The organism is Xanthomonas populi, assembly GCF_002940065.1.
Classification (GTDB): Bacteria; Pseudomonadota; Gammaproteobacteria; order Xanthomonadales; family Xanthomonadaceae; genus Xanthomonas; species Xanthomonas populi.
In genome coordinates this window covers 21,357-40,678 of sequence record NZ_MDEJ01000025.1, presented here as the reverse complement: position 1 = coordinate 40,678, position 19,322 = coordinate 21,357, and the positions used below count along the sequence as shown (strand labels likewise).

The 19,322-nt window shown below is 64.8% G+C and carries 11 protein-coding genes, 3 pseudogenes and 1 riboswitch; of the genes and pseudogenes, 10 read left to right on the top strand and 4 right to left on the bottom strand.

Annotated elements, in window-relative coordinates; translation table 11 throughout:
• Window positions 1–395 (top strand): hypothetical protein (locus tag XpopCFBP1817_RS22095; RefSeq protein WP_208619555.1); only part of this gene is annotated, 395 nt, incomplete at its 5' end.
• 85 nt (window positions 396–480) lie between these two features.
• Here the strand turns inward: XpopCFBP1817_RS22095 and ahcY are convergent.
• A complete protein-coding gene (gene ahcY, locus XpopCFBP1817_RS06195; protein WP_128416448.1) occupies window positions 481–1,938 on the bottom strand; it encodes an adenosylhomocysteinase in 1,458 nt (485 codons plus the stop codon).
• Between the two features lie 30 nt (window positions 1,939–1,968).
• A riboswitch (S-adenosyl-L-homocysteine riboswitch) is annotated at window positions 1,969–2,082 on the bottom strand.
• 124 nt (window positions 2,083–2,206) lie between these two features.
• Between ahcY and XpopCFBP1817_RS06190 the strand changes: the two genes are divergently transcribed.
• From XpopCFBP1817_RS06190 to XpopCFBP1817_RS06155, 7 genes and pseudogenes are all read left to right on the top strand, one after another.
• Window positions 2,207–4,741 carry a S9 family peptidase gene (locus XpopCFBP1817_RS06190; RefSeq protein WP_128416447.1) on the top strand — a complete coding sequence of 845 codons (2,535 nt, stop codon included), beginning with the start codon at window positions 2,207–2,209 and terminating at the stop codon, window positions 4,739–4,741.
• A gap of 334 nt (window positions 4,742–5,075) precedes the next feature.
• Entirely contained in the window at window positions 5,076–7,790 is a 2,715-nt protein-coding gene (gene ppc / locus XpopCFBP1817_RS06185; protein ID WP_128416446.1) for a phosphoenolpyruvate carboxylase, read from the top strand.
• Between the two features lie 94 nt (window positions 7,791–7,884).
• Window positions 7,885–8,457 (top strand): TetR/AcrR family transcriptional regulator, encoded by a 573-nt coding sequence (locus tag XpopCFBP1817_RS06180; RefSeq protein WP_128416445.1) that lies wholly within the window; start codon window positions 7,885–7,887, stop codon window positions 8,455–8,457.
• The gene (locus XpopCFBP1817_RS06175; protein WP_128416444.1) at window positions 8,454–9,491 is read left to right on the top strand and encodes an Lnb N-terminal periplasmic domain-containing protein; all 1,038 of its coding nucleotides are present in this window, start codon (window positions 8,454–8,456) and stop codon (window positions 9,489–9,491) included. The genes XpopCFBP1817_RS06180 and XpopCFBP1817_RS06175 overlap by 4 nt, the downstream gene beginning before the upstream one ends.
• Window positions 9,488–11,438, top strand: a pseudogene (locus tag XpopCFBP1817_RS06170) (esterase/lipase family protein). The gene XpopCFBP1817_RS06175 and the pseudogene XpopCFBP1817_RS06170 overlap by 4 nt, the downstream one beginning before the upstream one ends.
• A gap of 415 nt (window positions 11,439–11,853) precedes the next feature.
• Window positions 11,854–12,126, top strand: a pseudogene (locus XpopCFBP1817_RS06160) (IS481 family transposase); the annotation flags it as partial.
• A gap of 168 nt (window positions 12,127–12,294) precedes the next feature.
• On the top strand, window positions 12,295–13,701 hold the full coding sequence (locus XpopCFBP1817_RS06155) for a histidine-type phosphatase (RefSeq protein ID WP_425479069.1): 1,407 nt from the start codon (window positions 12,295–12,297) through the stop codon (window positions 13,699–13,701).
• Between the two features lie 708 nt (window positions 13,702–14,409).
• On the opposite strand, the gene metK is transcribed toward XpopCFBP1817_RS06155, so the two are convergent.
• Window positions 14,410–15,621 (bottom strand): methionine adenosyltransferase, encoded by a 1,212-nt coding sequence (gene metK / locus XpopCFBP1817_RS06150; protein WP_128416443.1) that lies wholly within the window; start codon window positions 15,619–15,621, stop codon window positions 14,410–14,412.
• A 235-nt stretch (window positions 15,622–15,856) separates the two neighbouring features.
• Here metK and XpopCFBP1817_RS06145 point away from each other — a divergent pair, with 235 nt between their 5' ends.
• Window positions 15,857–16,945, top strand: a complete 1,089-nt coding sequence (locus XpopCFBP1817_RS06145; RefSeq protein WP_128416442.1) for a metal-dependent hydrolase — start codon at window positions 15,857–15,859, stop codon at window positions 16,943–16,945.
• Window positions 16,946–16,976: 31 nt separating this feature from the next.
• On the opposite strand, the gene XpopCFBP1817_RS06140 is transcribed toward XpopCFBP1817_RS06145, so the two are convergent.
• Together XpopCFBP1817_RS06140 and dusB are read right to left on the bottom strand one after the other, a co-directional pair.
• Window positions 16,977–17,723 (bottom strand): class I SAM-dependent methyltransferase, encoded by a 747-nt coding sequence (locus XpopCFBP1817_RS06140; protein WP_128416441.1) that lies wholly within the window; start codon window positions 17,721–17,723, stop codon window positions 16,977–16,979.
• A gap of 131 nt (window positions 17,724–17,854) precedes the next feature.
• Window positions 17,855–18,853, bottom strand: a complete 999-nt coding sequence (gene dusB, locus XpopCFBP1817_RS06135) for a tRNA dihydrouridine synthase DusB (protein WP_128416440.1) — start codon at window positions 18,851–18,853, stop codon at window positions 17,855–17,857.
• A 264-nt stretch (window positions 18,854–19,117) separates the two neighbouring features.
• Here dusB and XpopCFBP1817_RS22090 point away from each other — a divergent pair.
• Window positions 19,118–19,322 (top strand): annotated as a pseudogene (locus XpopCFBP1817_RS22090) (hypothetical protein); the annotation flags it as partial.

Sequence of the window (19,322 nt, the reverse complement as noted above, 5' to 3'; positions counted from 1 at the left end):
GAATTCATCTGCACGCAGTGGACATCCGAACCCGAGGGGTTCAAGGTGAATCCGATCCATCTAATGCCGGGACTGAACACCTAGGCAGCTTCGCCGCCAGAAAAGCCAACACCGGCATTGAGGTTGACCTGTCCAATGACAGCACCACCGTTCTGTGCAGCGGCAGTGGCCATCTGCGTCGCGCGCAGCGTCGTCATGCGAACGTGGCCAGCTGGATGGCTTGTTCCTGCGTGCGCAAGGGCCGCCTCAGCCCATCATTTGATGCCGCCGCGTACCGGCGCTGCCTACATCTGCTCTCTGTGATCGATGCGCAAGGTCGCGCTGCCGTCCGGCAGGCGCCGCGTGGCGCGATACTCCCTCAGCTCATGGACAGCGCCGGTGGCAGAACCATTTGAGGCGCGCTTGGCCTGCTGATCGCACGAAAAACGGGCGCCTCGCGGCGCCCGTTCTTTATCTGCATGGCGATATTTTGCCAATGGATCAGTAGCGGTAATGATCCGGCTTGTAAGGACCAGCCACGTCCACGCCGAGGTACTCGGCCTGGTCCTTGGTCAGGGTGGTCAGCTTGACGCCGATCTTTTCCAGGTGCAGGCGCGCGACTTCTTCGTCCAGGTGCTTGGGCAGGATGTAGACCTTCTTTTCGTAGCTGTCGCGCTTTTCCCACAGGTCGATCTGGGCCAGGGTCTGGTTGGCGAACGAGTTGGACATCACGAAGCTCGGGTGGCCGGTGGCGCAGCCCAGGTTCACCAGGCGACCGTCGGCCAGCAGGAAGATCGCTTTACCGGCGCTCCCATCAGCAGCGGGGAACACATACTTGTCGACCTGCGGCTTGATGTTGATCTTCTGCACGCCCGGCAGTGCGTTCAGCGCATCGACCTGGATCTCGTTGTCGAAGTGGCCGATGTTGCAGACGATGGCCTGATCCTTCATCGCCTGCAGGTGCTCGACGGTGATGATGTCCTTGTTGCCGGTGGTGGTGACGTAGATGTCGCCACGGCCCAGGGTGGATTCGATGGTGTTGACCTCGAAGCCTTCCATCGACGCCTGCAGGGCGCAGATCGGGTCGATCTCGGTAACGATCACGCGGGCGCCATAGGCACGCAGCGAGGCAGCGCTGCCCTTGCCGACGTCGCCGTAACCGCAGACCACGGCGACCTTGCCGGCCAGCATCACGTCCATCGCGCGCTTGAGGCCATCGGCCAGCGACTCGCGGCAGCCGTAGAGGTTGTCGAATTTGCTCTTGGTGACCGAGTCGTTGACGTTGATCGCCGGGATCAGCAGCTTGCCGGCTTCGGCGATCTGGTACAGGCGGTGCACGCCGGTGGTGGTCTCTTCGGAGACGCCCTTCCAGTCCTTGACCACGCGGGTCCAGTAACCCGGGCGCTCGATGGCCACGCGCTTGAGCAGTGCCTTGATGACGCCTTCTTCGTGCGAAGACGCCGGCTCGTCGACCCAGGTCGACCCATTTTCGAGTTCATAGCCCTTGTGGATCAGCAGAGTGACGTCGCCGCCGTCGTCCACCACCAGCTCAGGGCCGGTCTGGGTGCCGTCGGGCAGGGTGAAGGTCACCGCGTCCAGGGTGCAGTCCCAATACTCTTCCAGGGTCTCGCCCTTCCAGGCGAACACGGGGGTGCCGGTGACTGCGATTGCAGCTGCAGCGTGGTCCTGGGTGGAAAAGATGTTGCACGAGGCCCAGCGCACTTGCGCGCCGATGTCCTTGAGCGTTTCGATCAGCACGGCGGTCTGGATGGTCATGTGCAGCGAGCCGGTGATGCGCACGTTCTTGAGCGGCTTGCTGGCGGCATGCTTGCGGCGGATCGACATCAGGCCCGGCATCTCGTGCTCGGCGATGTCCAGCTCCTTGCGGCCCCAATCGGCCAGGGAAAGGTCGGCGACCTTGTAATCGGTATGTGGGACGATTTTCGTGACAGCGTTCATGCAATAGCTCCGGTAGGCAGATCAATGTCTGCAGTCCGGGCGCCGTTGAACGATGAATGCTTGTCGAGCCTGGCCGTATGTTCTGCACTTTCCATGCAGTTGGCGGATCAGTCCGCCATACCGGTCGCAGCGCCCCTCGACGAGAGCGTTGATTATATCTGCATCACCCCCCTCGGGCATGAATTTGCGTCTACCCCCACCAACGGCAGGGGGAGTCGCCGACGAGCGGCTGCTATCTTCCAGGGTCGATCGACACCAGGAGCGGACAATGCAGGCGAAACGGAATGCCCAAGGCTGGCTGCAGCACACGTGGGCGTGGGCGGGTGCAGGAGCACTGGGGTTGAGCGCGCCGCTGCTGGCATCAGCAGCCAGCGCCCCGGCGACACAAGCCACCTCGGCGGCAAGCAGCGGTTATCAGCTGCCCTCCGAGGCGCTGCAGGCGGTGGTGGACGCACCGCGCGCGCCGCTGCTGCAGTTGTCGCCCAAACGCGATCTGGCCGCGATGCTGCAAATGCCAGCCCTGCCCGACATTGCCGAGGTGGCCCAACCCGAGCTCAAGCTGGCCGGCCTGCGCATCCATCCCAAGACGTTCGCCAGTAGTCGCTTTTCCTTCGCCAGCAAGCTGTGGCTGCTGTCGGTGGCCGACGGCAGCGAGCGGCAGATCGCCGAGCTGCCGACGCCGTTGTCGCTGGCCACGTTGAACTGGTCGCCGGATCAGCGCTACCTGGCGTTCCGCCGCGAAGACGCCACCAGCGGCGCCAATGAGCTATGGCTGGTGGACGTGGCGGCCGGGCAGGCGCGACGTTTGGTGGCCGGTTTGAACACCAGCGTCAACGACGATCTGCGCTGGTTGCCCGATGGCAGCGGGCTGCTGGTGCAACAGCAAGTGGCAGGGCAGGGCGCGCCGCCCACGCGCGACGCGGTGCCGGACGGGCCGGCGATTCAGCAGACCAGTGCCGCCGCCGGCGTGCGCTCGCTGCCGACCTATCAGGACCTGCTGCGCAACGAGGCCGATGCACGCGTGTTCGAGTATTACGCCACCGGCCAGCCGATCATCGTCAGCGTGAGCGGGCAGGTGCGCCCGATCGCCACGCCCGGCATCTATCTCAACCTGTCGGTCTCGCCGGATGGCCGTTACCTCCTGAGCGAACGCAGCGAGCGGCCGTTTTCGTATGTGGTGCCGGTGGACAATTTTGCGCGCCGCATTGAGGTGCTGGATCTGCAGGGCAAGCTGGTGCGCCAGATCGCCAAGCTGCCGCTGGTGGAAGGCCTGCCGACCGGCAACGACGCGGTGCCCACCGGCGTGCGCGACATCACCTGGCGCGTTGATGCGCCGGCCACGTTGGTGTGGGCCGAGGCGCAGGACGGCGGCGACCCGGCACGCGCGAGCAAGATCCGCGATGCCGTGTTGATGCAGGCCGCGCCGTTCGCGCGCGCGCCGATCACGCTGGCGCAGTTGGGCAGCCGTTTTAAAGGCATCCAGTGGGGTCGTGGCGATCTGGCCATTCTCAGCGAAAGCTGGTGGAAGACCCGCCGCACCAAACAGTGGCGCATCGCACCCAATCAACCGCAGCGCGCGCCCGAACTGCTGTGGGAGCGTTCCTCGCAAGACCGCTATAACGACCCCGGCACGCCGGCAACCGTGGCCGATGGCAAGGGCCGCCCGCTGCTGCAGACCACGAGCGATGGCAACAGCCTGTTCCTGCTCGGCAAGGGTGCTTCGCCGGAAGGCGACCGCCCGTTCGTGGACCGCTTCGATCTGCGCAGCAAGCGCGCCACCCGCCTGTTCCATTCGCAGGCGCCGCGTTATTCCGCACCGCTGGCGTTGCTGGATGCGCAGGGCACGCAGTTGCTGCTCAGCCGCGAATCGCCCGAAGAGCCGGCCAATTATGTCGTGCAGGCGCTGGGCGATGCATCGCCTGCACCACGCGCGTTGACCCACTTCGCGCACCCGTTGCCGCAGTTGCGCGGTGTGCAGAAGGAGCAGATCCGCTACAAGCGTGCCGATGGCGTGGAGCTCACTGCCACGCTGTTGCTGCCGCCGGGCTACGACCCCAAGCGTGACGACCCACGGCCGCTGCTGATGTGGGCCTACCCGGGCGAGTTCAAAAGCGCCGAAACCGCCAGCCAGGTCACCGACTCACCGTACCGTTTCAACGCGATCAGCTACTGGGGCCCGCAGGCGTTTCTGGCGATCGGCTATGTGGTGCTCAACAACCCGACCATGCCGATCGTCGGCGAAGGCGACGCCGAACCCAACGACACCTACGTGCCGCAGTTGATCGCCGACGCGCAGGCGGCAGTGGACGAAGTGGTGCGGCGCGGTGTCACCGACCGCGAACACATCGCCATCGGCGGGCATTCCTACGGCGCCTTCATGACCGCCAATCTGCTCGCGCACACGCGGCTGTTCAAGGCGGGCATCGCGCGCAGCGGCGCCTACAACCGCACGCTCACGCCATTCGGTTTTCAGGCCGAAGAACGCACCTACTGGCAGGCGCAATCGGTGTATCAGGCGATGTCGCCTTTCAACTACGCCGACCAGATCAAGGATCCGCTGCTGTTGATCCACGGCCAGGACGACAACAACACCGGCACCTTCCCGATCCAGAGCGAGCGCCTGTTCGCCGCGATCAAGGGTCTGGGTGGCAATGCGCGGCTGGTGATGCTGCCCAACGAAGCGCATGCGTACCGTGCGCGGCAGTCAATCCTGCAGATGCTGGCCGAGAGCGAGCAATGGTTGAAGGCCACTCTTGGCGAGCCTGCGCCGAAGAAAGATGACGCCGCTGCGCGCAAGCGCTGATGCAGCGCCGTTGACCCCATGCGTACGCGGTGCGGCGTTGTCGATGACGCCGCATCGGGCGCAAGCGTGCATTGGCAGACGCCACCCACCAGGCGCAGCTGCCCGGCAGGCCGGCACTGCTTCACAAGGCCGCGCTATCGCCATGCAAAAACGCGCACCGCCTTCGAGAAAAAACGTGCACAAAAGCTTAGGCAACAGCAGGACAGGTATCACCCGATCAAACAGCCTCTGCACTGCGATGGTTGGTGTTGAAACCGTCGTGCCTGTCGCGATCATCTAATCCTTTTGTGTTAGTCTTCGACGACGTTGCGCTTGAGGAGGGGGTGCGTTTCCGATGAACGAGTACCGCAGCAGTCTTGTGTTCGCTACCCCCGATCTTGCCTTGCGCGACGATGTACGTCGGCTCGGTGCACTGGTCGCAGACCTGCTCGCCGAGCAGGTCTGCGCGGAGTTCCTCGATGAGATCGAACGCGTCCGCACCACCGCGATTGCGCGGCGCGAGAGCGATGCACCGCCGTCCACGCTGAGCGAGCAACTGGCCGGGCGCGCGCCGCGCGAAGCCGAATCGCTAGTGCGCGCTTTCAGCACCTATTTCCAGGTGGTCAACATCGCCGAGCGCGTGCACCGCATCCGCCGCCGCCGCGAGTACCAGCGCAGCGGCACCGACACGCCGCAGCCGGATGGCTTGCACGATGCATTGCGCCGGCTCAAGGCGCAGGGCGTGACGTTGGAAGAACTCAGCCAGTGGTTGCCGCGCATCGACGTGGAGCCGGTGTTCACCGCGCACCCTACCGAAGCGGTGCGGCGCGCGTTGCTGGAAAAAGAACAGCTGATGGTCGCCAGCCTGGTCGACCATCTGGATGGCATGCGTACCCCCAACGAGCGCGCCACCGATGCGGCGCGCTTCCGCATGGCCTTGACCGCGTCCTGGCAGACCGCCGATTCCTCGCCGGTGCGTCCCACCGTGGAAGACGAGCGCGAGCATGTGGGGTTCTATCTCACCCAGGTGCTCTATCGCGTGGTTCCGGTGATGTACGAAACCCTCGAACACGCCATCGAAGAAACCTACGGCAGCGTGCCGACCCTGCCGCGCCTGTTGCGCTTCGGCACCTGGGTGGGCGGCGACATGGACGGCAATCCCAATGTGGATGCCACCACCATCGCCGGCACGCTGGATGCGCAACGGCGTGCGGTGCTGGACCGCTATCAGAAGGAACTCTGGCAACTGGCCAGCCTGCTCAGCCAGTCGACCACACTGGTAGAGGTGAGCCCTGCATTGCGCGAGCAACTGGCGCGATATCGCGCGTTGTTGCCAGAGGCGGCAGCACGCTCGCGTCCGCGCCACGGCGACATGCCGTACCGGCTGCTCAACGATCTGATGCGCGCGCGCCTGCAGGCCACGCTGGACGATGCCGACGGCGCCTACACCACGCTGTCCGAGCTGGAATACGATCTGCAATTGATACTGGACAGTCTGCAGGCAAACAAGGGACTGCACGCTGGTTGGTTCGCGGTGCGCCGCCTGATGTGGCGCGTGCGCACCTTCGGCTTCCATCTGGCCCGTCTGGATGTACGCCAGGAATCGAGCGTGCATGCGCGCGCGTTGGCCGATGCATTGGGTCAGGCGGATTGGGACAAGCAGGACGCCAAGCAACGCGCTGCATTGCTCGGCCCGTATGCAGCCGGCCACGAGGCATTGCCGCGCGTGGATGACGAAGGCAATGCACGGCTGGATGCGGTATTTTCCGCGCTCGCCGATGCGCGCAGCCGCCACGGCGCCGATGCGCTTGGCAGCTACATCATTTCGATGGCGCACACCCGCGCCGACGTGCTCACCGTGCTCGCGCTGGCGCGACGTGGTGGCCTGGTCGATGATGCTGGTGCTGTGCCGCTGGATATCGTGCCGTTGTTCGAAACCGTGGACGATCTGCGCGGCGGCTCCGGCACCGTGCAGGATCTGCTCGCTGACCCGGTCTATCGCCAGCATCTGGCCACGCGCGGCGATACGCAGATGGTGATGCTCGGCTATTCGGACAGCGGCAAGGACGGCGGCATCACCGCCTCGCGTTGGGGCTTGCAACGCGCGCAGGTGGAATTGCTCGACGCCGCCGCCGAACTGGGCGTGCGGCTGACCTTCTTCCACGGCCGTGGCGGTTCGATCGCGCGTGGCGGCGGCAAGACCAGCCGCGCGCTGGATGCCGCACCGCGCGGCAGTGTCGATGGCCGCCTGCGCGTCACCGAGCAGGGCGAGGTGATCCATCGCAAGTACGGCATCCGTGCCTTGGCGCTGCGTTCGCTGGAGCAGATGACCGGCGCGGTGCTGCTGTCCAGCCTGCGCCCGCGTGCGCCCGAGCCGCGCGAGGATCGCTGGCGGCCGGTGATGGATCTGGTCGCAGAACAAAGCACTGTCGCGTACCGCGCCTTCGTCGGCGCGCCAGATTTCATGCAGTACTTCCGCCGCGCCACGCCGATCGATGTGATCGAACGTATGACGCTGGGCTCGCGCCCGTCGCGGCGCTTGGGCCAGGACGCGGCGTTGTCCAACCTGCGCGCGATTCCGTGGGTGTTTGCGTGGAGCCAGGCGCGCGCGGTGATCCCGGGCTGGTACGGCGTGGGCAGCGGTTTGCAGGCGGCGGTGGATGCCGGGCATGAAGACACCTTGCGCGAGATGGCGCAGGACTGGCCGTTCTTCCGCACCTTTCTGGACGACGTGGCGATGGTGTTGTCCAAGGGCGATCTCACCATCGCCGAGCTGTTTTCGCGGCTGTCGGGCGATTTGCACGAGCGGTTCTTCCCGGGCATTGGCGACGAACTGGCGTTGACCAAGGGTTGGGTGAAGTCGTTGACCGGGCAGCAGTCGCTGCTGCAGCACGACCCGCGGCTGGCCTTGTCGATCCGCCTGCGCAACCCGTACATCGACCCGATCAGCGTGTTGCAGGTGGATCTGCTGCAACGCTGGCGCGCCACCGATGGCGAAGACGAAGCGCTGCTGCGCGCGCTGGTGGCCTGCGTCAACGGCGTCTCGCAAGGCGTGCAGAACACCGGCTGATCCGGCTGGCTGATCCGAACCGTCGGTCGGAGAGGGCGCGGAATCGTCAAGCGGACCCTGGCATTTCCGGACAAATCTGTCCGATAATGCCCCGATGACGACTCCTCGCCCTGATGCCGCGCTACGCCGCCGGCAGATACTCGATGCTGCCGACGAAGTGTTCAGCGAACACGGCGTTAATGCCCCGCTGGAACTGGTGGTCGAACGTGCCGGCCTTGGCCGCGCAACGCTGTACCGCAATTTTCCCGACCGGCTCGCGCTGATGACCGCGTTGATGACCCGTGGCCTGGATGGCCTGGAACGGCTCGCCGCGGATCTGGGCGATCGCCCGGACGGGCTGGCCGTGCTGCTGCACGACGTGGCCGAGCACATTGCGCAGTCTGCACCGCTGGTGGATTTCTGGCGGTCGATCGAACGTGCGCACCCGGCCGTGGAAGCGGCCGATCGGCGTGTGGTGGGCATCTTTCTGCCGTTCGTGCATCGCGCCCGCGACGCCTGCCTGTGCCGCGCCGATGTCGATGACGAGCAACTGCTGTTGGTGATCGACATGCTGGGAAGCTGCCTGCGCGGCAATGACGAATCCGAACGCAAACGCCTGGCGCATCGCTCGGCCGATCTGCTGATGCACGCATTGGGCATGCAGGTGCCGGAAGGCGGCACCCGATGACACCGGCCACGCGTACCCGCATCGGTCGCTGGGCGCTGCGCGTGGCGCTGCTGCTGGCCGCGCTATGGGGCGGGCTTGCGATCTACTTCGCACTCACCGGCAATGCGTTCGTGCGCGCGGCCTGGGTGGGCTCATGGTGCGCGATGGCGTTGGCGGCGTTGTGGGGCTTGCGCCGTGGCCGCGAGAACTGGGCGTTGGTGGGCATCTTCAGTGCGGCGTTTGCGGTGCTGGCGGTGGCGTGGTGGATGATGCAGCCCAGCCAGGACCGCGATTGGGCCGACGATGTCGCCCAGCGCCTGCAGCCGGACGTGCGCGGCAACATCGTCACGCTGCACAACGTGCGCAATTTCGATTGGCAGAGCGAAACCGACTACCAGCCGCATTGGGAAACCCGGCGCTACGATCTGGATCGGCTGGTCAGCGCGGATCTGGCGCTGTCGTACTGGATGGGTCCTGCGATTGCGCACACGCTGGTGTCGTTCGGTTTCGACGATGGCTCGCACGTGGTGTTCTCGCTGGAAATCCGCAAGGAGCGCGGCGAGTCGTTCTCGGCATTGGGCGGGTTTTTCCGCCGTTTCGAAGAAACCCTGGTGGCTGCCGACGAGCGCGACATTTTTCGTGTGCGCACCAACGTGCGCGGCGAGGACATGTATCTGTATCGACTGGCGATTCCCAAGGCTGGGTTACGCCGCATGTTCATGGGTTATGTGGGCATGGCCAACGACTTGAATCGTGCGCCGGCGTTCTACAACACGCTCACCAGCAACTGCACCACGATTGTGGTTGCGCTGGCGCGGCAATTGCAGCCCACATTGCCGCTGGATCATCGTCTGCTGCTGTCCGGCTACGTGGACGAATACGCCTACGATCATCAGGGCCTGCTGCCCGGCTACGATTTTGCCACCTTGAAACAGCGCGGGCATTTCACCGCACGCGCGATCGCCGCCGATAAGGCGGCAGATTTCTCTGGGCGTATCCGCGTCGGCATGCCGCAGGCACCGGCGCCAGCAGCCATCACGAGCGCGCCGCGGTGATGCCGCGCATGCGTAGACGCCGCACCGCCGCAGTGTTGGCGGGTGTGCTGACCAGACTATTGCTGAGCGGCTGCGCCATGGTCACGGTGCAATCGCGCAGTAGCGACGATTACATCGCGCGCACGCGCGACGATGTGCTCAGCACCGGCGACCTGAGCCAGGCCAGCAGCGAGACGGTGCAGGTGGCGGGCTGCAACCCAAGGCGTGCCGCAGCGACCCGCTGCCGTGCCTGCAGCAACTCACCAGCGTGGCGGGCATCGGCGACGAGCGCCGGCTGGCCACACAAGCCGAGCTATGGACCACGCATGCCATCAGCCTGAGCGGGCGCGACCCGGCAACGATGAGCGACGCCGCAGTCGATGCCTGGCTGGAAGCGGCGCGGCATGCGTGTGCGTACCTGTTTTTTACCGATCGAGCACCCAGTGCACGTGCGTTCGAGAATCGCCAGACGCAGGTGCGCGACTACGACAACTATGCGGTGCAGCAGGTGGTCGAGCGCCTGTTCGCACGCGCCCAGCAGACCGGCCAGACCCAAGCGACACCGGCGGCGGTGGGACGCTGGCGGGTGGATATCGATATGTCCGCCTGTCGGCTGCCGGGCGGCGGCAAAACGCCGCGCGCGATCTTCGCTGCCTCGGCGTTGCGCTTCAATGGCCTGCGCAGCACCTATCGGCGCGGTGGCTTCGGTGCCGAGCTGGTCGCCGAGGTCGACCAGCACGTGGTCGGCGACCCTGCTCGGCTTGCCTTGCAGCAAACCGCCGCCGCATCGCCATGGCGCCCGCTGCCCACCTTCAGCGAGATGCCGTATGCACCAGCGACACTGCTGCTGCGCTCCGTAGGCGACACGCTGGATGCAGTGCTACGCGGCAACATCGCCACCGTGGTGCCGTACGACCCGTATCGCCAGAACGAAGTGGTGTTGCATGGTCAGCGCGTGCCGTTGGCGGCCAACTTCACCGCCGCCTATGGGCTATTGCTGGCCAAATCCGGTTTCGCCGCACAGTCGTTGCGTTCGATGCCGGGCAGTGCGCGCGGCATCGATCGCCCGCATCTGTCTCTGATGCAGCCTTACGACCCGGACCGACGCGTGCTGCTGATGCTGCACGGGCTGGCCAGCAGTCCGGAAGCCTGGGTCAATGTCGCCAACGAGGTGATGGGCGATGAAACGCTGCGTCAGCGTTACCAGATCTGGCAGGTGTACTACCCGACCAACGCGCCGGTGGCGGTCAACCGCGCGGAAATCCAGGCATTGGTGGAGCGCAGCCTGCAGCACTTCGACCCGGCCGGCACGGCCATCGCATCGCACGACATGGTGTTGATCGGCCACAGCATGGGCGGGGTGATCGGGCGCTTGCTGGTGTCGTCTTCCGGCGACACGTTGTGGAATTCATTGCTGGAAAACTACCGGCTGGAAGGCGAGCGCGGTGCACGCGTGCGCGCGAAGTTGTCGCCGCTGCTGCATTTTTCGCCACTGCCGCAGGTCGACCGCGCCATCTTCATCGCCGCGCCGCATCGCGGTACGCCATTGGCCGAAGGTGGGCTTGGGCGCTTCGTCGGCCGCTTGGTGCGTCTGCCGATCGCCTTGCTGGATCGCTTCGGCGATGTGCTGCAGGACCTGGCCAACAGCGAGCGTGACGGGCAGGGCGGCGATCCGCGACGCAAAGGCCGGCTGTTGCCGCCGACCAGCATCGACAACCTGCGCGATACCGACCCGTTCGTGCGCGCCAGCATGGACCTGCCGATCTCTCCGCAGGTGCATTACCACACCATCGTCGGGCGCGAAAAACCGAAGGTGCCGCTGGCCGATTCCGACGACGGTCTGGTGCCGTATCGCAGTGCGCATCTGGACGGTGCCGAATCGAACTGTTGGTGACCTGCTGGCATGGCGCGCAGGAAATGCCGCAGGCGATTCTGGAGATCCGCCGCATCCTGCATGCGCAATTGTAGTCTGAGGCGGCGGGAGCGATTGGCGCGCAGAGCCAGATTCCGGCTGAAACGCCCGCGACGTTCCGAACGCGATACAGCGCGATCGATTCACCGTTTTTGAGCGGCTCATTCTGGTTGCGCATTGCGCCCAACTGCACGCTGATCGGCGTTTCCCTGGTGGAATCCACCACGGTGTTCAACGCCGAACACATGATTTCGCCGCTTGTGAAAAGGAAGACGCGCTGCGCAAGACGCTGTCGGCAGTGATCTGTGTGCCATTGCTCTTGGCCGGTTGCAGCTGCGGCGAAGGTCAAGCAAATGCGGCTGACCCTGCGGGCGCAACGCCGCCGGCAGCATAGACCACAGCGCGTCCATCCGAGACGCTGCCGGCTACCAACGAGGCGGTGCCCGAGTTCCCTGCCATCCCCGTGATCGTGGCTTGACCAAGGTCACGCATCCCTGGACCAACGGGCAGGTCGCGCGGATGAACCTGACCATCAGGCAAGCCACTGTCAAACGCGTCCACTCCGACGATCACGCGCACCTGCGCGAGCATCTAGCCAACTTCATCGACGCCTCTACCTTCGGTCTCAGGCTCAACGCCCTGAAGGGTCTGAGACCGTACGAATTCATCTGCAAGCAGTGGACATCCGAACCCGAACGGTTCACGGTGGATCGGATCCATCTCATGCCGGGACTGAACACCTAGATAAGGCCGGATGACGCGCGCAGTGCTGCAACCATGCTGCCGATTTCGAGCATCTGTGTTGCCGCCTGGTGACTGCTTGGACGTTTTCTGGCAGTTTCTGCCGAGTGTCGTCTGCCTTGCACATTGACACGGTAGATTCCGGCATGACCAATCGGATGACCGCCAAGTATGTGTGTTGAGCAATCGATGAAAACGGGGCAGGGTGGTGAACAGACGCCCGCAGGCAAGGACGGCAGCGACGCGATGGGGATCGCGTTGTTGCCGTCGCGGGGGATCGTCGCGCCTTTGCACGCAGGTGTCAGGCAACGGTCCAAGACAACGCCTCGGCCGCGATGGCTGGTGTCGTCATTGGCACTTGGCGCGCTGCTGCTGATCGGCTGCACGCCGCGGCCGCCTACGCCGCTTGCAGGCGTACAGACCGCGCAGGCCGCGCAATTGGAGCGCGTGGTCGTTGTGTTTCGGCACGGTGTGCGTGCGCCGCTGCAGGGCGAAGCCGCCGCAGCGCATTACGCAGACGCGCCGTGGCCGCAGTGGTCCACGCCGGCCAGCCTGCTCACTCCGCATGGACGCATCGGCGTGCAATTGAGCGGCGACTATCTGCGCCAATGGCTGTCTCAGCACGAGGTGTTGCCGAGCACGGGTTGCCCGGCGCCAGGCAGCGTATCGATCTGGGCCAACACCGATCAGCGCACCATCGACAGCGGCGCCTTGCTTGCCGAGGCGCTGGCACCGGGTTGCGGGATTGTGGCCGGGCATCGCCAGGCTGGCAGCAACGATCCGTTGTTCCGACCGATCGACGCCGGCGCAGTGCCGTTCGATGGTGCGGCGGCGGTTGCAGCGATCCAGCAGCAGACCGGTGGTCCTGCCGCGCTGCTGCAAGGACATGCGGCCGAACTGCAGGCAATGCAGCAGATTCTGGGCTGCACGCGCACGCCCTGCGACTTTGCGCAGATGCCTTCCACGCTGATGCCGTCAGCCAACGGTCGCGGCCTGGCGCTGGGTGGGCCGATCGATCTGACCTCCGGCACCGGCGAGGTCTTGCTGCTGCAATACGCCGAAGGCCTGCCGTTGTCGCATGTCGGCTGGGGCCGCGCCACGCCCGAACGCCTTGCGCAGGTCTCGCGCTTGCACGCGCTGCTGTTCGATATCTCCGCACGGCCGCACTACATGGCCTCGCGCTCGGGCGCACCGCTGGCGCGCGAGGTGCTGCAACGTTTCGGGGACGCGCAAGCGCCGAAGGTCTCGCTGTTCGTCGGCAGCGACACCCATATCGCCGCGCTGAGCAGCTTGTTGGGCGTGCACTTTCATCTGCCCGGCTACGGTGCGGACGATCCACCGCCGGGTGGTGCGTTGCTGTTGGGTCTATGGCGCGAACCCAATGGCAAGCAGGTGGTGCGTGCACGTTATCTGGCGCAATCGCTGGATCAACTGCGGACGTTGGTGCCGCTGGATCTGTCGCATCCGCCGTTGCAGCAGGAGCTGGCGTTGGGTGTCTGCGCGGGTGAGCAACGGATGGCATGTCCGCTGCCGGAGTTTGCGCAGGCGTTGGAGACGCAGTTGCGGCTTGATCCCTAATTGCGCAGCAGCGATGCCTATCTCTAAACAGGTGACCGGCGTCTGTTCCTTCTCCCGTCGGGAGAAGCTGCCCCGCAGGGGCGGATGAGGGTGCGTGCGAAGCCTCGTGTCACCTCATCACGCGTGGGGCTTCGCCCCGTACCCTCACCCCAACCCCTCTCCCGAGGGGAGAGGGGCTTGAAACGGGGTCTTGCCCGGAAACGACACCACGCTCCTAATCGTCGCTGTCGCTTAGCCAAAGGCTTTTCAATCGGCGTCGTGCTTGCCGATTCCGCAGGCGATGTCGTCGGCATCAATGCAATACGGTGTATCACTTCGCCAGCAAAAGTCGCGCTTCGAAGCTCGATCAGTCAACCAGACCCTGCTTTTTTCCTTCTACCACCGACAACAACCGGCGATGCTTGCGCGCGTGCCGGCGTGGGCTCTTTATGCGGCATGGATGCCGCATAAAGAGCCACATGGACGTACTTGCGGCGTGTCCCACGCTGGTACGCGTGCAAGCGCCCTCAGTGACCGAAGCGTTCGCGCAAAACCAGCAGACCTCGTGCGCGGGGTCAGTCGATGCGCGGCGCCGCATCCGAGAGCGAGAAACGCCGTAACTCCATCCATGAAGTCTCGGAGGCAACACCCATCCCTCCAAAACGCAAATGGGCCGCATCAGCGGCCCATGCGCAACTCACCAAAACCGCTCCCGCAGGAGCAGCTCACTTACTTCAGCTTGGCGTCTGCGCGCAGCGCGTCGGCACGGTCGGTCTTTTCCCACGAGAACGCGGTGGCGTTGTGCTGCGCGCCGGTCGCGTCGGTGTAGCTGAAGTCCTTCGGCTTGCGGCCGAAGTGACCGTAGGACGCGGTCTGCTGGTACATCGGGTGGATCAGGTCGAGCATCTGGATGATGCCGAACGGACGCAGATCGAAATGCTTGCGGATCAGCTTTTCGATCTGCTCGTCGGCGATCTTGCCGGTGCCGAAGGTGGTAATCGAAATCGAGGTCGGCTCGGCCACGCCGATGGCGTAGGAGACCTGCACTTCGCAGCGGTCGGCCAGGCCGGCCGCAACGACATTCTTGGCTACATAACGCGCGGCGTACGCAGCCGAGCGATCGACCTTAGACGGATCCTTGCCCGAGAACGCACCACCACCGTGACGCGCCCAGCCGCCGTAGGTGTCGACGATGATCTTGCGACCGGTCAGGCCGCAATCGCCCACCGGGCCGCCGATGACGAACTTGCCGGTCGGGTTGATGTGGAACTTGGTGCCCTTGTGCAGCCACTTGGCCGGCAGCACCGGCTTGAGGATTTCCTCACGCACCGCTTCGATCAGGTCTTTCTGCTTGACGCCCGGATCGTGCTGGGTCGACAACACCACCGCGTCGATCGCGGTCGCAAAGCCGTCTTCGTAACGTAGGGTGACCTGCGACTTGGCATCCGGACGCAGCCAGGACAGCGCCGAGTTCTTCTTCTTGCGGATCTTGGCCTGCTGCTCGACCAGGCGGTGCGCCAGGTGGATCGCCGCCGGCATGTGGCTGTCGGTTTCGTTGGTCGCATAGCCGAACATCAGGCCCTGGTCGCCCGCACCCTGCTGTTCCGGGTTCTTGCGGTCCACGCCCTGGTTGATGTCCGGCGACTGCTTGCCGATCAGGTTGAGTACGCCACAGGTCTCGCCGTCGAAGCCGACGTCGGAGCTGTTGTAGCCGATGTCCAGGATCACCTTGCGGGTGAGCGCTTCCAGGTCGATCCAGGCGCTGGTGGTCACTTCGCCGGCAACGATCGCAACACCGGTCTTGACCATCGTCTCGCATGCGACGCGGGCGCGCTTGTCCTGGGCCAGGATGGCATCCAGCACAGCGTCGGAGATCTGGTCGGCGATCTTGTCCGGATGGCCTTCGGAGACCGATTCGGAGGTGAACAGGTAGCTGGACATCTGGCTTATATCACTTGATTCGGATGAAAAGATGGCTGCGGATGATACACGCCCCGCATGTCGGTTGCATTGTGCGCCTGAACGGGTGGCGCTGGAGTTTAACCAGACGTCGGTGACCGTCGGCGCCTGCGATGCCGGACGACCAGCCCGCCCCGCCGATGGTCTGCCGGCATGTGAGCGAAAAACGCCTTCAAACATGCCAGTCAATGCATGTCCAGCCTGCTAGCATCGAGCGATGGATTCATTGACCCAGATCGTTCTTGGCGGCGCCATCGCGGCCGCCATCGCGCCGGCCGGCCAGCGCCGTGCCGCCTTGCTGGCCGGCGCCGCACTGGGCACTTTGCCCGACCTCGACGCGCTGGTGTTACTGCCGTTCACCGACGACCCGGTCACGCAGATGACCGTGCATCGCAGCTTCAGCCATTCGTTGTTGGTGCTGCCATTTGTCGGCTGGCTGATCTGGTGGCTATACCTGCGCTACGGTAACCGGCGTGTGGCCAGTGCGCCAACGCATTGGTTCTTGGCGATCCAGCTTGCGTTGATCACCCATCCGTTGTTGGACGCCTTCACCGTTTACGGCACGCAGCTGTGGTGGCCACTGCAGCCGCATCCGGCGATGTGGTCGAGTGTGTTCATCATCGATCCGTGCTACACGCTATGGCTGTTGCTGTCCTGTGCGGTGGCGTGGTTTGCACGTGCGCGGCCGCTTGCCCAGCACGCCTTGGTGATCGGCCTTGCGTTGAGTTCCGCGTATCTGGGTTGGTCGCTGCTGGCCAAGCACCTGGTCGACCGCCAAGCCGATCGTGCGCTGGCCGCACTCGGCTTGCAGGATGCGCCGCGCTTCTCGGTGCCGATGCCGCTCAACACCGTGTTGTGGCGGGTGGTGGCGATGACGCCCAACGGCTATGTGATCGGCGAGCGCTCGCTGGTGGCCGACAAGGGTCCGATGCGGTTCCGCGGCTATTCCAGCAACACCCAGGCATTGGGCGAAGTGGCTAGGTTTGAGTCGGTGCGTCGGTTGACCTGGTTCAATCGCGGTTTCATGCGTGCACGCCTGGTCGATGACGAGTTGATGCTCAGCGACCTGCGCATGGGCCTGGAGCCGGACTACAACTTCAACTTCGTGGTCGCCCATCGCGAAGATGGGCAGTGGCAGCCGATTGCGCCGCGGCAGATCCAGGCCGCCTACCGCGCGCCGGTGGCACGCGATCAGATCGGCGAAGTGCTGGCGCAGATGTGGCGACGCATCTGGCACGAGCCGGCCGGCTCGGTGCTGACCGGCGACCTGGAACCTGCCACCGCGCCTGCGCCGGTCACTCAGTAAATCGGCGCAGTAGACGCTCTCGCCGGCCCGCTCAATACACCGTGGCGCGCGCCTGCACAAACGAATAGAAGAACACCGCATTCGGGTCGCTGTGCACCTGCGCCAGTTCGCGGCGCATGCCTTCCACGGTATCTGCGTTGACCGCGCCGGCCTGCAGCAATTGCTCGGCCGCCGACAGCAGCACTTCTTCCCAGAATCCGATCATGGTCTTGCGCCGGCCCGGCTCGCGGTTGTCCAGGTGCAGCGTCTTGATGTCGGTCTGCACATCGCGAAAGCCGCCGGCCAGCAGCAGGTTGCCCAGCTTGGCGCCGACGAACGGGTCGCCGCCCTGGTCGTGCTGAAAATCGTTGAACGCCATCCAGTAGCGCCACAGATTCGGCGAGTACGGATGCAGCAGGAACGAGGCATTCATGACCTCGGTGACGTACACCGGCGAACCCGGCAACAGCACGCGGCGCACTTCGTTGAGCACGCGCGCAGGCGAGGGCACATGTTCGAGCACCCAACAGAGGAATGCCGCATCGAATTGACGCGCCTCGAACGGCAGGTCGGTCGCATCGGCCTGTTGCAAGGTATAGCGCTCGCGGCACCACGCCAGCCCTTCGAGATTCGCGCGCGCCGCGCCCAATTGCACTTCGCTCAAATCCACGCCGGTGACGTGCAGATCGGGAAAACGGCGCAACAGGATCTCGGTTTGCGCGCCCACGCCGTTGCCCACCTCCAACAGACGCCGCGTGCCGCTGTAGTCGATCTGATTGAACAAGGTCGTTTCCAGCAAGCGCGCCTGCTTGAGCAGGCGTGCCTGTTCGGTTGGCGAAAAACCATGTAGACATGTAGATAGGTCGGCGTGTCGCTGGGTGTGCTCATGCGTGCAGCTCTCACAGAAGATCGAAGCTAGAAAAGCAAGATTCAGGCGGCGGCTGACAGCGCCGGCGGTACGCCGGCGATCAACGCACCGAAATAATCGCGGGTCAGCGCGAGCTGCGCTTCGGGTGTTTCGGCGCGATTGACCACCGCGCGGAAGTCGGCGCTTTGCGGGTGCTCCTTGGCGTACCAGCCCAGATGCTTGCGCGCGATGCGCACGCCCTGCGGCTGGCCATAGAACGCATGCAGCGCTTCCAGATGACCGAGCAAGGTATCGCGCACGAATGCCAACGATGGCGGCGGCAACAGCTCGCCGGTGGCCAGGTAATGCGCCACCTCGCCGAAGATCCACGGTCGCCCCTGCGCGGCGCGGCCGATCATCACCGCATCCACGCCGGTGGCGCGCAGCACCTGCGCCGCTTTCTGCGGCGAATCGATATCGCCGTTGGCGATCACCGGAATCTGCAACGCAGCCTTGATCTCGGCAATGGTCGCGTACTCGGCGGTGCCGGTGTAGTGCTGGTCGCGGGTGCGGCCGTGCACGGTTAGCGCGGCGATGCCGCAGCTCTGCGCAATACGCGCGATGGCAGGGCCGTTGCGATGATCGCAATCCCACCCGGTACGGATTTTCAAGGTTACCGGCACATCCACCGCCCGCACCACCGCGCTGAGGATGCGTGCCACCAGGTCTTCGTCGCGCATCAGCGCCGAGCCGGCCCAGACATTGCAGACTTTTTTGGCCGGGCAACCCATGTTGACGTCGATCAGCTGCGCGCCGTGGTCCACGTTGTAGCGCGCCGCTTCGGCCAACTGCTGCGGCTCGGTACCAGCAATCTGCACGCTGATCGGATCCGGCTCGCCGGCGTGGTCCATGCGGTGCAGCGATTTGCGCGTGCCCCAGAAACGCGGATCGGAGATGGTCATCTCCGACACCGCCAGCCCGGCGCCCAACCGCTTGCACAACAGCCGGAACGGCTTGTCGGTGACGCCGGCCATCGGGGCCAGGATCACCTTCGGATCGATGAAATGGGGGCCGATGTGCATGGTGGTATTGTAGCTGGGGTGTTGACTGTCTTCCGTCGTACCCTCACCCCCAACCCGTTATCTGTTCGTAATCTGGCAGTTTGGGTGGCGAGAGCCGGCGTGGGCCACCGTTGGAGCCTGGATCTGAACGATCGCCTTGGAGCTTGGTGCCCACGCCGGATGCGCCCTTGATCCGGCCGAACAGGTGCCCGAGGTGACACGCGACACGAGAAGACTGGGCAAGCGAGGGAGCTCTGGACATGTCCAGCCTGGCGGAGATTGCCTATGAGCGGAATCGGAATCGGGATCGATGCGTGCAACAACTCCCTGGACGTCGCGGTTTTTCAAGGCGAGACCGGTCAGTTCACCAACCCCTCAGGCGGCCACCAGAAGCGTGTAGATTGGCTGGGTACGCTTGCAGGGAATGGAAAAAGCGCTCTCCCTATGCGCGCGTGCGCGCTGAAAGAGCCGCCATGCGTCCAGCCTGGGC